Source organism: Microbacterium sp. NPDC087868 (assembly GCF_044900755.1).
Lineage (GTDB): Bacteria > Actinomycetota > Actinomycetes > Actinomycetales > Microbacteriaceae > Microbacterium > Microbacterium galbinum.
Genome location: NZ_JBJDNO010000004.1, coordinates 523,907 through 536,755 on the forward strand (window position 1 = coordinate 523,907; position 12,849 = coordinate 536,755).

Sequence of the window (12,849 nt, forward strand, 5' to 3'; positions counted from 1 at the left end):
CTCGACGCTCGTCCCGAGCGCCGCTCCGGTGCGCCGACGCCGCGACCGCCGACGTTAGGCGACCCCGCGCTCCTGCCTGCCGATCCCGGCGGACGATGGTCGAGCACCGGTGTCGCCGCCCCGGTCCCCGACAGCCCCGACCGTTAAGGTAGAAGCATGACGTACTCCGTCGCCGTCTCCGGCGCATCCGGCTATGCGGGCGGCGAGATCCTCCGCCTCCTCGCCGCTCATCCCGACATCGAGATCCGCACCGTCACGGCGCACTCGAACGCCGGGCAGCCGCTCGTGCAGCATCAGCCCCACCTGCGCTCCCTCGCGCACCTCACCCTGCAGGACACCACGCCCGAGATCCTCGCGGGTCACGACATCGTCGTGCTCGCGCTCCCGCACGGACAGTCCGGGCAGTACACGGACGCGCTGGGCGACGTTCCGCTCGTCATCGACGCCGGTGCCGATCACCGTCTGACGTCGCAGGACGCCTGGGACGCGTTCTACGGAGGCACCTTCCACGATGCCTGGACCTACGGCGTGCCCGAGCTCCTCGTCGACGGAACGAAGCAGCGCGAGCGCCTGCGCGGTGCCACACGCATCGCTGCTCCCGGCTGCAACGCCTCCACCGTCAGCCTCAGCCTCGCCCCCGGGGTCGCCGCCGGTGTGATCGACCCGGGCGACATCGTCTCGGTGCTCGCGGTAGGCCCCTCCGGTGCGGGAAAGAGCCTGAAGACCAACCTGCTCGCCAGCGAGGTCCTCGGCACCGCGAACCCCTACGCCGTGGGCGGCACCCACCGGCACATCCCCGAGATCCGCCAGGCGCTCGCCGCAGCTGCGTCCGCGAGCACCGGCGCATCGGGCGACGGCATCCGCATCTCGTTCACCCCGGTGATCGTGCCGATGTCGCGGGGGATCCTGGCGACGTCTACCGCGCCGATCGTGCCCGGTGCGTCCGACGCCGACATCCGCGCCGCCTGGCAGAACGCCTACGGTGACGAGACCTTCGTGCAGCTGCTGCCCGAGGGCGTGTTCCCGCGCACGGCCGACGTGCTCGGTGCGAATACCGCGCTGATCGGTCTCGCGATCGACCGTGCGGCGAATCGGGTCACGGTGGTCGCCGCGGTCGACAACCTCGTCAAGGGCACCGCCGGCGCCGCCATCCAGTCCATGAACATCGCGCTCGGCCTCCCCGAGGACCGCGCGCTCTCAGTGAACGGAGTCGCCCCGTGAGCGTCACCGCCCCCGCAGGTTTCGAAGCGGCAGGCGTCGCCGCCGGCCTCAAGTCCACCGGCAAGCCCGATGTCGCCGTCGTCGTCAACCGCGGCCCGCGCAAGGTCGGCGCCGCCGTGTTCACGAGCAACCGCGCCAAGGCGAACCCGATCATCTGGTCGCAGCAGGTGATCGCCGATCGCGTCGTCGAGGCGGTCGTGCTCAACTCCGGTGGCGCGAACTGCTTCACCGGAAGCTTCGGATTCCAGACCACGCACCAGACGGCCGAGAAGGCCGCGGAGCTGCTCGACATCAGCGCGGGTGACGTGCTCGTGTGCTCGACCGGGTTGATCGGCACCGGTGACGAGGTGTTCCGCGCGAAGGTGCTCGCCGGCACCGAGCAGGCGATCGCCACGCTGTCCGCCGACGGCGGCGACGCCGCGGCCCAGGCGATCATGACGACCGACACCGTCGCGAAGACGGCGGTCGTGCAGGGCGACGGATGGACGATCGGCGGCATGGCGAAGGGCGCGGGCATGCTGGCTCCCGGACTCGCCACCATGCTGGTCGTGGTGACGACGGATGCCGATCTCGAGCCGCTCGAGGCGGATGCCGCGCTCCGCGCAGCGACCGGCACCACGTTCGACCGGCTCGACTCCGACGGATGCATGTCGACCAACGACCAGGTCACCCTCCTCGCCAACGGGGCGAGCGGGGTGAAGCCCGACCCGGATGCGTTCCGCTCGGCGCTGCGCGAGCTCTGCCAGGAACTGGCGGTCAAGCTGCAGGGCGATGCGGAGGGCGCGAGCCACGACATCACGATCGAGGTGCGCGGCGCGGTGTCCGAGCAGGATGCCGTCGAGGTCGGCCGTTCGGTGGCCCGCAACAATCTCTTCAAGGCGGCGATCTTCGGCAACGACCCCAACTGGGGTCGGGTGCTCGCCGCCATCGGCACGACGTCCGCGCAGTTCGACCCCTACGACGTCGACGTCTGGATGAACGACGTGCGCGTGTGCACCGCAGGCGGTCCGGATCGTCCGCGCGAAGATGTCGACCTGACGCCTCGGGCGACGAACCTCGTCATCGACCTGCGTTCGGGCGAGGCATCCGCCACGATCCTCACGAACGACCTCACCCACGACTACGTGCACGAGAACAGCGCCTACGCCTCATGACCGACATCCAGGACACTCCCGCCGAAGAGGCGGCGCAGAAGGCGACGACGCTCATCGAGTCGCTGCCGTGGCTGAAGAAGTTCCGCGACCAGATCGTCGTGGTCAAGTACGGCGGCAACGCCATGGTGTCGGACGAACTGCAGGACGCCTTCGCGCAGGACATCGCGTATCTGCGCTACGTCGGCGTGCAGCCGGTGGTCGTGCACGGCGGCGGCCCCCAGATCTCCGACATGCTCGGGCGCCTCGAGATCCCCAGCGAGTTCAAGGGCGGGTATCGCGTCACCAACACCGAGGCGATCGGCGTGGTGCGCATGGTGCTCACCGGCCAGGTGAACCCGCAGCTGGTCACCAAGATCAACTCCCACGGCCCGATCGCCACGGGGCTCAGCGGTGAGGACGCGGGCCTGTTCGGCGGTCGCCGTCGCGGGGTCATGGTCGACGGTGAAGAGGTCGATCTGGGGCGGGTCGGCGACGTCGTGCAGGTCGATCCGACGGCGGTCATCGATCATCTGGTCGCCGGGCGCATCCCCGTCGTGTCGAGCATCGCGCCCGATCTCGACCACCCGGGGCACTCCCTCAACGTCAACGCCGACGCGGCGGCGGCTGCGCTCGCGATCGCCCTCGGCGCCCGCAAACTCGTGATCCTCACCGACGTGCCGGGGCTCTACGCCGACTGGCCGAACCGCGATTCGCTCGTGTCCCACCTGACGTCGACGGCCCTCATCGACATGTTGCCGAGCCTCGAGTCGGGGATGATCCCGAAGATGCGCGCCTGCCTCGACGCGGTCGAGGGCGGAGTGGACGCCGCGGCGATCATCGACGGACGCGTGCCGCACTCGGTGCTCGTCGAACTCTTCACCAGCAAAGGAATCGGAACGGAAGTGGTGGCAGGATGACCATCTGGCAGGACGACGCGCAGCGCGACCTCGTACTCAACGCGGGAGCGCGCCTAGCGCTGCTGACGCGTGGCGAGGGCTCCTATCTGTGGGACTCCGAGGGCCGACGCCACCTCGACTTCCTCGCCGGGATCGCCGTGACCTCCCTGGGTCACGCGCACCCGGTGTTCGTCGAAGCGGTCTCCCGCCAGGCCGGGACGCTCGCCCACGTCTCGAACTACTTCGCGACCCCCTCGCAGCTCGCGCTCGCCGCACGCCTCAAGCGTCTCGCGGGGGCCGGGATCGACGGTCGGGTGTTCTTCTCGAACTCCGGCGCCGAGGCGAACGAGGCCGCGTTCAAGCTCGCCCGTCTGCACGGCGGTGCCGAGCGACCGCGCATCATCGCCCTCGAGAACGGCTTCCACGGCCGCACGATGGGTTCGCTCGCGCTGACCGCGAAAGAGGCGATGCGCGCCCCGTTCGAGCCGATGCCCGGCGGCGTCGAGCACATCCCGGCGACCATCGAGGCGCTCGAAGCCGCGATGGACGATCGCGTCGCGGCGGTCATCGTCGAGCCGATCCAGGGCGAGGCCGGCGTGGTCGAGCTTCCCGAGGGCTACCTCGCCGCCGCCCGCTCGCTGACGCTCGCGCACGGAGCGCTCCTCATCGTCGACGAGATCCAGACCGGTGCCGGGCGCACCGGCGCCTGGTTCGGGTTCAGCCATGAGGGCATCACCCCGGATGCGATCACGCTCGCGAAGGGGATCGGCGGGGGCTTCCCGATCGGCGCGCTCGTGACCTACGGTGCGGCGAGCGATCTGTTCACCCCCGGCTCGCACGGCTCGACCTTCGGTGGGAATCCGCTGGCCACCGCGGTGGCGGATGCCGTGCTCGCCGAGATCGAGGACGCGGGGCTCGTCGAGAACGCCGCCCGACGCGGTGAAGAACTGCGCGAGACGATCCTCGGACTGGAATCGCCGCTGGTGTCGGGTGTGCGCGGTCGCGGTCTGCTGATCGGCGTCGCCCTCACCGAGCCGGTCGCGGGTGCGGTGGTCGCTGCGGCGCAGGAGCGCGGCCTCATCGTCAACGCGGCCAATCCCGACACGGTGCGCATCGCGCCCGCCCTCACGATCGGCGACGCCGAGATCTCCGAGTTCCGCGAGCTGTTCGCGGCCACGCTCTCCGACGTCTTCGCGACGCTCCCCGGAAAGGTATCCGCATGACCCGCCACCTGCTGCGCGACGATGACCTCACGCCCGCCGAACAGGCCGAGATCCTCGATCTCGCGATCGAGTTGAAGAAGGATCGGTGGGCGGACAAGAGCCTCGCCGGGCCCCAGACGGTCGCGGTGATCTTCGACAAGTCGTCGACCCGCACCCGTGTCTCCTTCGCGGTCGGGATCGCCGACCTCGGCGGATCGCCCCTCATCATCTCGACCGCGAGCAGCCAGCTCGGCGGCAAGGAGACCCCCTCGGACACCGCGCGGGTTCTCGAGCGCCAGGTCGCCGCGATCGTGTGGCGCACCTACGCGCAGTCGGGGCTCGAAGAGATGTCGGCGGGCACCCAAGTGCCCGTGATCAACGCGCTGTCCGACGATTTCCACCCCTGCCAGCTGCTCGCCGATCTGCTCACGATCCGTGAGCACAAGGGCGAGCTCGCGGGGCTCACGCTGACGTTCTTCGGCGATGGGCAGAGCAACATGGCGCACTCCTATGCGCTCGCCGGCGTCACAGCGGGCATGCACGTGCGCATCGCCTCTCCCGCCGACTACTCGCCGCGGGCGGACGTCGTGGAGGCGGCCGACCGTCGAGCGGCCGAGACCGGTGGGTCCATCACGCTGTACACCGATCCGGTCGAGGCTGCGGCCGGCGCCGACGTCGTCGTCACCGACACGTGGGTGTCGATGGGCAAGGAAGAGGAGAAGATCGCGCGCATCCGTGATCTCGGCGGCTACAAGGTGACGCCCGAGACGATGACGCTCGCCGACTCGGAGGCGATCTTCATCCACTGCCTTCCCGCCGATCGCGGATACGAGGTCGACTCCGAGGTCATCGACGGCCCGAAGAGCGTCGTGTGGGACGAGGCCGAGAACCGCCTGCACGCGCAGAAGGCGCTGCTGGTGTGGCTGCTCCGGAAGAACGGCTCGGCATCGGCCCTCGCCGGAGCCTCCGCATGAGCGGCGCGAAGAGCGACGGCACGAACGAGGGCGCGCTCTGGGGCGCCCGGTTCGCGACCGGTCCGTCACCCGAGCTCGTGGAGCTGAGCCGGTCGACGCATTTCGACTGGATCCTGGCCCCGTATGACATCGCGGGTTCGCATGCCCACGCCACGGCCCTCGAGGCGGCGGGCTATCTGGAGCCGGAGGAGGCGGTGCGCATGCACGCGGGCCTCGACGCGGTCGCGCGCAAGGTCGCCGACGGCACGCTGCTCCCGGCGCCGACCGATGAAGACGTCCATGGCGCGCTCGAGCAGGCGCTGATCGCCGAGCTCGGCCCGGAGCTGGGCGGACGCCTGCGCGCCGGCCGTAGTCGCAACGATCAGATCGCGACGCTCGTGCGCATGTACCTCATCGACCACGCGGCGGTGATCGCCCGTGACATCCTGCGGGTGATCGACGCGCTCGTGGCGCAGGCCGAGGCGCACCCCGAGGCGATCCTGCCGGGGCGTACGCATCTCCAGCACGCACAGCCCGTGCTACTGGCTCATCATCTGCAGGCCCACGGTTGGCCGCTGGTGCGCGAGCTCGAGCGCCTGGTCGACTGGCGTCGACGGGCCGGCGTCTCGCCGTACGGCGGGGGAGCACTCGCGGGTTCCACGCTCGGTCTCGATCCGTCGCTCGTCGCCTCGGAGCTGGGGCTCGATCGTCCGGCCGAGAACTCACTCGACGGCACGGCCGCGCGCGACGTCGTCGCCGAGTTCGCCTTCGTGACCGCGATGATCGGTGTCGACATCTCGCGCCTGTCAGAGGAGATCATCCTCTGGAACACGCGCGAGTTCGGCTTCGTGACCCTCGACGACGGTTACTCGACAGGGTCGAGCATCATGCCGCAGAAGAAGAACCCCGACATCGCCGAGCTCGCGCGGGGCAAGTCGGGGCGCCTCATCGGAAATCTCTCGGGTCTTCTCGCGACGCTCAAGGGACTGCCGTTGGCCTACAACCGCGATCTGCAGGAGGACAAGGAGCCGGTCTTCGACTCGGTTCGCACCCTCGAGGTCGTGCTTCCCGCTTTCGCCGGCATGATCGCCACGTTGCGTTTCGACACGGATCGGATGGCGGCTCTCGCACCGCAGGGCTTCTCGCTCGCGACGGACGTCGCGGAGTGGCTCGTGAAGCGACGGGTGCCGTTCCGCGACGCGCACGAGATCTCGGGTGCGCTGGTGCGCGCCTGCGAGGAGCAGGGGATCGGTCTCGAGGACGCGTCCGACGAGCTGCTCGCCGGCGTCTCCTCGCATCTGACCCCGGAGGTGCGCGAGGTCCTCACGATCGAGGGCTCCGTCGCCTCGCGCACGGGGATCGGTGGAACCGCTCCGGTGCGCGTGGCCGAGCAGCGCGCCGAACTCGTCGCCCGCGCACAGGCCGCCGCGCACGCGCTCGGTATCTGAGCCGGGCTCCGGCCCCGGTGGGCCGGAGCCCGGTGCTCAGTGCAGGTCGGTGTCGGCGGGCGTCCGCGTCCATCGGGAGAACCGCACGGCGAGTCCGCTGCGCGTCGGCCCGGCGAGGAACGGCCCGGCGGATGCCGCGGCGTCGCCGTCGAACGGGGCGACCCGCACGAGTCGCCACGGGCCGTCGGCCGCGCGGGCACGCACGATCAGGGCATCCGCCCACCGGCTCACACGCACCGTGACCTCGGTGTCGAGCCAGTCGTCGACGTACCCGACGGACCAGTCCGAGCGGATGGCGGTGACGACGGCGCCGAGGCCGAGGTGCCCGTCGGCGTACTCGAGGCCGGCTTTCATCCAGTGCTCGTCGTCGATGCGCACGAACACGCCGGCTTGATCGAACTCTCCGGTCCAGGGCGCGTGGAAGGAGACCTCCATGGCTTCGCCGACGGCGAGCGGGGCGAGGAGCGCGTGCTCGGTGTCGTGGACGAATCCGTAGGCGGTGTGCCGCCAGGCATCGCTTCCTTCGACGGCGGTGGCGATGAGCTCTTGTCCGCTCTCGATCGAGAGGGGAGGATGGGTCCAGGTTCCGGCGCTCCACGGGACGTTCTGCGATTCAGGCATATCCCGAGAATATAGCCAATAAAGGCATAACTCAAGAATATGCGTGATAAGGTTATACACATGGTCATCGCCGTGATCGCCGACATCGTCGGCTCCCGTTCGCTGAGCGACCGCGGGGTCGCCCAGCGTCGACTCGACGACGCGATCGCTCAGGCCGAGCGCGATCGCCCGCTGGCGCTGCAGCCCCTCACCCCGACGGTGGGCGACGAGCAGCAGGCCGTCTATGGCGATCTCGAGGGGGCGATGACGTCGCTCCTGATGATCCGTCTCGCGCTTCCCGACGGCATCGGGTTGCGGTTCGGGCTCGGTGTGGGGGAGGTCCGCCGCGTGGATTCCGCGCACGGAGCGCTTCCCGACGGGCCGGGATGGTGGGCTGCACGGGAGGCGATCGACCTCGCCCACGAGCGCGAACGACGAGCGGTCCCGCGCTCGCGCACGTGGATTGTCGGTGCCCCCGGTCAGAATGAGGTCATGGAGTCGACGATCGCGGTATCGAACGCCTACCTCCTCGTCCGCGACGAGCTGGTGGGAGCGATGAGCGAGCGAGAGCGACGGCTGACCTACGGTCGCCTGGTGGGCCGCTCCCAGCAAGAACTCGCCGAGATCGAGGGCGTGACCCAACCCAGCGTCTCCAAGTCGCTGCGTCGGGCCGGAGCCCAGGCGCTCATCGACGGCCTGGCGACGCTGCGCGGTGACATCGCATGATCCTCGCCGGCTTCCTCCTTCTCGCGGTCGGTGCCGTCGACCTCGTGCGGCAGTTCGCCGCGCGCCGCTGGATCGGTTATCTGGTGGTCGCGGTGCTGCTCCTCGTGCTCGGCAGCGTCGGCGACGCGCTGCTCCCGATGCTGGCTGCGCTCGTGGTCGGTGCGCTCTGGGTGTGGTGCATGCCCGACGACCGTCCATCACCCGCCGGGTTCTGGCCGGCCGTGCTGCTCGGCATCGTCAGCGTCGGCGCCGTGGTCACTCTCCCCGAGCGCTCGGGCGCGGGCCTGATCGGCGAGGTGTGGCACCTCGATTCGCCGGTCGGCGCGATCTCCTTCGATCTCGCCGTCCTGGTGGTCGGTGCGGCGGCGTTCCTCCTCGAATCCGCGAACCTCGTGGTGCGCGCGGCTCTCGACGGCGAACACACCTGGCGCCCGGTCGAGCGCCGAGAGCTCGAGCCGACCCCCGCCGATGCGGAGCGGGCCGACGGCGAGTCATCGGCATCCGCATCCGAACCGACGGCGGCGATCGATCGGCGCAGTGCATTCCAGGGCGGGCGATTGATCGGCCCCCTCGAGCGGATCCTGGTGCTCATGCTGACCCTCGCTGCGGCGTACCCGCTTCTGGCGGCGATGCTCGCGGCCAAGGGCATCGTGCGATTCCCCGAGATCTCGCGCGGACGCGAGACCGGTGCGCGAGCCGAGTACTTCCTGGTCGGCAGCCTCGTCAGCTGGGTGATCGCCCTCGGCGCGGCGTTCCTCGTCTGGTGGTCGGCGAACGGGTGAGGCATCCGGCGCTGATAGCCTGGAAAGCGTGTCTGATCCCGCTCTGACGACTGCGACGCCGGCGATCGACCCCACGTTCGAGAACGTGTGGGACGAACTCGTGTGGCGTGGCCTCGTCCACGTGTCCACCGACCAGGAGGCGCTGCGCGCCCTGCTCGCGGGAGACCCCATCACGTATTACTGCGGGTTCGATCCCACGGCACCCAGCCTGCACCTGGGCAACCTCGTGCAGCTGCTGACGCTGCGCCGCATCCAGCTCGCCGGTCACAAGCCGCTGGGGCTCGTCGGAGGGTCGACGGGGCTGATCGGCGATCCGCGCCCGACAGCCGAACGCACACTGAACACGCGTGAGACGGTGGCCGAGTGGGTCGATCGTCTGCGTGCTCAGGTCGAGCGCTACCTCAGTTTCGAGGGTGACAACGCCGCTCGGATCGTCAACAACCTCGACTGGACGGCGCCGCTCTCGGCGATCGACTTCCTGCGCGAGGTCGGTAAGCACTTCCGTGTGGGCACGATGCTCAAGAAGGACGCGGTGGCAGCCCGCCTCAACTCCGACGAGGGCATCAGCTACACCGAGTTCAGCTACCAGATCCTCCAGGGCATGGACTTCCTCGAGCTCTACCGCCAGTACGACTGCGTGCTGCAGACCGGCGGTTCCGATCAGTGGGGCAACCTCACCAGCGGCACGGATCTCATCCGGCGCTCCGAGGGGGCGTCGGCGCACGCGATCGGCACCCCGCTGATCACGAACAGCGACGGCACCAAGTTCGGCAAGAGCGAAGGCAATGCGATCTGGCTGGATGCATCGATGTGCAGCCCGTACCGCATGTACCAGTTCTGGCTGAGCACCGCGGATGCCGATGTGATCGAGCGTCTGAAGGTCTTCACCTTCCTCTCGCGCGCCGAGATCGAGGATTACGCGGCACTCGTCGAGTCCGAACCGTTCCGTCGCGCCGCGCAGAAGCGCCTCGCGCTCGAGGTGTGCGCGACCGTGCACGGCGTCGAGGCGACGGCGGCGGTGATCGCGGCATCCGACGCGCTGTTCGGTCAGGGTGACCTGACCGCACTCGATGCGGCCACGCTGCGGACCGCGCTCGAGGAGCTCCCGAACACGACCGTCGCGCTGGGCTCGCCAGTGGTCGAGGCACTCGTCTCGACCGGTCTGGTGTCGAGTCTCTCCGAGGCGCGGCGTGCGATCGCCCAGGGTGGCGTCTCGATCGACGGCGCGCGCGTCGAAGACGAGAACGACACGGTGCGTGGTGGTCTCCCCGGTGGGGTCTCCGTGCTCCGTCGCGGTAAGAAGACCCTGGCCGGCGTGTTCATCGCCTGACGGTTCCGTGCCGTCGCGCCTCGGCGCCGACACCGAGGAGGACGGATGCCGTTCACACCCAGCCACGCGCTGGTCGCACTTCCGTTCGTCCGGACGCCGCTCGTGCCGGCGGCGATCGCGATCGGGGCGATGACCCCGGACCTTCCGCTGTTCCTCCGCGGCGTGGGACTGAACTACGAGTTCACCCACACCGCGGGGAACGTGGTCTGGACCGCGCTCCTCGCGTTCGTGCTCTTCCTCGTGTGGCGCGTCGTGCTGCGTCCGGCCGTGCCGGAGCTCGTTCCGGCATGGGTCGCGCGGCGGCTTCCCGAGGGGTGGAATCGCTCGGCGTTCGCGGCGGCGGGGGAGGCCGTGGGAGTCGGTGGGCGTCGGGCGTACCCGGTGCTGCTCGCCGCGTCGCTGATCCTCGGAGTGATCTCGCATATCCTCTGGGACCTCTTCACGCACGAAGGGCGTACCGGCGTCGAGCTGGTCCCGGCGCTCGACGAGATGTGGGGCCCGCTACCGGGCTACAAGTGGCTGCAGCACGGATCGAGCGTGATCGGGCTGGCGATCATCGGCATCTGGGCGCTGGTCTGGGTGCGGCGTCGGTCGCCTCGACCCACCCTGGATCGCCGCGTGCCGCAGGGTGTGCGCGTCGCCTGGTGGGTGTCGCTCCCCGTCGTCCTGATCGGATCGTGGATCGTGGGACTGTTGATCTGGGGTCCACTCGACGCGGAGTTCACCGCGCAGCACCTCGCCTACCGGGTGCTGCCTCCGGCCTGCGCGATCTGGGGAGCGGCCACGATCGTGCTGTGCCTCGTACTCGCGATGCGCCGCTCACGTCACCAGCGCGGCTGATCCCGTCCCCAGGGTCGCGGGGCTGCGAAGTCGAATCCCGGAATCACCGAGCCGACGTTCACGATGCTCCGCCCGCCGACGGAGAACCGCGTCGTATGGCCTGAGCCGTCGATCGTTCGCTCGGCGGCGAGGACATCGTGTCGTGGCAGCCCGAGCAGTTCGGCGGCGATCCGTCGCAGCGAGGTCGAGATGATCCAGCTTCCGCCCTCGAGCTCCCGCCGGCGGAGAGCGACGCAGACGGCGGCGGCCAACAGGTATCCCGCGCTGTGGTCGAGCGCCTGAGCAGGGAGCGCACCGGGCACACGCCCATCCCGTGACTCGATCCAGGAGATGCCGGACTCGGCCTGCACCAGACTGTCGAATCCCGCCCGGTCCGGATGCTCGCTGCCCCAGGCGCTCAGTCGGGCGATCACCAGGTGCGGATGCCGACGCGCGAGCGCGTCCGGATCGAGCCCGAGGCGCGCGATGCTCGACGGGCGGTATCCGAGCACGACGGCATCCGCGGACGACAGCAGCTCCTCCATCTGCGGGGAACGGGCATCGAGGAGAGCCGTTCGCTTCCCATGGCCGGTATCGAGGTGCTGCCACTCCGGTCCGGGCAGATGCGGAGGATCGATGCGCAGCACGTCGGCACCGAGGAGAGCGAGCGTGCGCGTGCACACCGGTCCGGCGATGACGCGTGTGAGATCGAGCACGCGGTACCCCGCGAGCGGAGCGTCGGGTGACCGGGGTCTCGACAGGTCTGCGAGCGACGGGCGGGTGCCGTCACGCGATACCTCGACGAGTGCTGTCGTGCGCAGAGCACGATCGACCGCGGGACGTTCATGCTCCACGACGACGGCGAGCCCACCCGCAGAAGCGATCTCACGGGCGGCGTCGACCGCGGTGATACGGGCGAGAGAGGCCGCCACGTCCGTCGCGTCACCGTTCGGCGCGACACCGAGGCCACGACGCAGGGCTGCCGCGTGATGCGGGTAGTTCCCGTGGGTGCGGAGCCAACCGTCGCCAGTGGACCAGAACCCGGAGAACGGCGACCAGACCGGGGGAGAGGAGCCGTCGATCGTGAGGAAGCGATCGCTCCGATACGCCACGGCGATGCGCTCGAGGTCGACCGTCCGGAGGTCGCGTCCCGCTACGGCGCTGATCGCCGCGACGCTGGAGCGGGCGAGTTCGTCCGTCGCGAGCCGAGAGGCGAGGGGGACGGTGCCCCGCGGTTCGGGGGTATCGACGTCCACCGGGGGAGTGATCGCCAGATCCTCGAAGACGCGTCGCAGCAGTGAGGTGGGCATGCGCCGAGCGTAGTCCCGGCGCGTCGCGGGCAGGAAAACGCCTGTGACCGGGACGAAGGCGATCCAGAAGCCCCTGCGACACGCCCGAGGGGTCGGCCCCGATTTGCCAGAACCCCGGAATCCCCGTAACTTATTACTTGTTCGCCCCACAGGGAAGCGGAAAGGCCGAGAGCCTCACCCCCCTCAAGCGGAGAACGAATCCCGATCCACTCTCACTTGAGAGAACAGGCGCTTGCGTCTAGGATGGGAGACTCACCTCTTCTACAGCTTGTCTGGCTGTGCAGCGGATCACTGATCTGCTCGACACGCCGACTTGACAAGCCGGATGAGATGGGTAAGATAGAGAAGTTGCCCTTCGGGCCTGGTTGTGATGACTGGGTCGTGGGAGCATCCGATCCTTGAGAACTCAACAGCGTGCACTTGTCAAAT

At 69.5% G+C, this 12,849-nt stretch carries 12 protein-coding genes; 10 read left to right on the forward strand and 2 right to left on the reverse strand.

From position 1 onward, the window contains the following. Window positions 1–156 precede the first annotated feature (156 nt). From argC to argH, 6 genes are read left to right on the forward strand one after another with little or no spacing between them, the layout of a single operon-like run. Window positions 157–1,221: an N-acetyl-gamma-glutamyl-phosphate reductase gene (gene argC / locus ACI2JZ_RS16470; RefSeq protein ID WP_404598571.1), complete on the forward strand. Its 1,065-nt coding sequence runs from the start codon at window positions 157–159 to the stop codon at window positions 1,219–1,221. After that, the gene (gene argJ, locus ACI2JZ_RS16475; protein WP_404598572.1) at window positions 1,218–2,375 is read left to right on the forward strand and encodes a bifunctional glutamate N-acetyltransferase/amino-acid acetyltransferase ArgJ; all 1,158 of its coding nucleotides are present in this window, start codon (window positions 1,218–1,220) and stop codon (window positions 2,373–2,375) included. The genes argC and argJ overlap by 4 nt, the downstream gene beginning before the upstream one ends. Beyond that, a complete protein-coding gene (gene argB, locus ACI2JZ_RS16480) occupies window positions 2,372–3,271 on the forward strand; it encodes an acetylglutamate kinase (protein ID WP_247634407.1) in 900 nt (299 codons plus the stop codon). The genes argJ and argB overlap by 4 nt, the downstream gene beginning before the upstream one ends. After that, complete coding sequence (locus tag ACI2JZ_RS16485) at window positions 3,268–4,473, forward strand: acetylornithine transaminase (RefSeq protein ID WP_404598573.1); 1,206 nt, start codon at window positions 3,268–3,270, stop codon at window positions 4,471–4,473. The genes argB and ACI2JZ_RS16485 overlap by 4 nt, the downstream gene beginning before the upstream one ends. Continuing rightward, window positions 4,470–5,426 (forward strand): ornithine carbamoyltransferase, encoded by a 957-nt coding sequence (gene argF, locus ACI2JZ_RS16490; RefSeq protein WP_404598574.1) that lies wholly within the window; start codon window positions 4,470–4,472, stop codon window positions 5,424–5,426. The genes ACI2JZ_RS16485 and argF overlap by 4 nt, the downstream gene beginning before the upstream one ends. Beyond that, window positions 5,423–6,853, forward strand: coding sequence for an argininosuccinate lyase (gene argH, locus ACI2JZ_RS16495; RefSeq protein ID WP_247625361.1), 1,431 nt, complete (start codon window positions 5,423–5,425; stop codon window positions 6,851–6,853). The genes argF and argH overlap by 4 nt, the downstream gene beginning before the upstream one ends. A gap of 36 nt (window positions 6,854–6,889) precedes the next feature. On the opposite strand, the gene ACI2JZ_RS16500 is transcribed toward argH, so the two are convergent. Next, window positions 6,890–7,474: a DUF1349 domain-containing protein gene (locus ACI2JZ_RS16500; protein WP_247625362.1), complete on the reverse strand. Its 585-nt coding sequence runs from the start codon at window positions 7,472–7,474 to the stop codon at window positions 6,890–6,892. 60 nt (window positions 7,475–7,534) lie between these two features. Between ACI2JZ_RS16500 and ACI2JZ_RS16505 the strand changes: the two genes are divergently transcribed. From ACI2JZ_RS16505 to ACI2JZ_RS16520, 4 genes are read left to right on the forward strand one after another with little or no spacing between them, the layout of a single operon-like run. Next, window positions 7,535–8,179, forward strand: coding sequence for a SatD family protein (locus ACI2JZ_RS16505; RefSeq protein ID WP_247625363.1), 645 nt, complete (start codon window positions 7,535–7,537; stop codon window positions 8,177–8,179). Next, the gene (locus ACI2JZ_RS16510) at window positions 8,176–8,961 is read left to right on the forward strand and encodes a hypothetical protein (protein WP_404598576.1); all 786 of its coding nucleotides are present in this window, start codon (window positions 8,176–8,178) and stop codon (window positions 8,959–8,961) included. Before ACI2JZ_RS16505 ends, ACI2JZ_RS16510 begins: the two co-directional genes overlap by 4 nt. 28 nt (window positions 8,962–8,989) lie before the next feature. Then, a complete protein-coding gene (gene tyrS / locus ACI2JZ_RS16515) occupies window positions 8,990–10,291 on the forward strand; it encodes a tyrosine--tRNA ligase (protein ID WP_404598577.1) in 1,302 nt (433 codons plus the stop codon). 45 nt (window positions 10,292–10,336) lie between these two features. Next, window positions 10,337–11,131, forward strand: coding sequence for a DUF4184 family protein (locus ACI2JZ_RS16520; protein WP_404598578.1), 795 nt, complete (start codon window positions 10,337–10,339; stop codon window positions 11,129–11,131). Here the strand turns inward: ACI2JZ_RS16520 and ACI2JZ_RS16525 are convergent. Next, a complete protein-coding gene (locus tag ACI2JZ_RS16525; RefSeq protein ID WP_404598579.1) occupies window positions 11,116–12,420 on the reverse strand; it encodes a CoA transferase in 1,305 nt (434 codons plus the stop codon). The genes ACI2JZ_RS16520 and ACI2JZ_RS16525 overlap by 16 nt on opposite strands. Window positions 12,421–12,849: the final 429 nt, after the last annotated feature.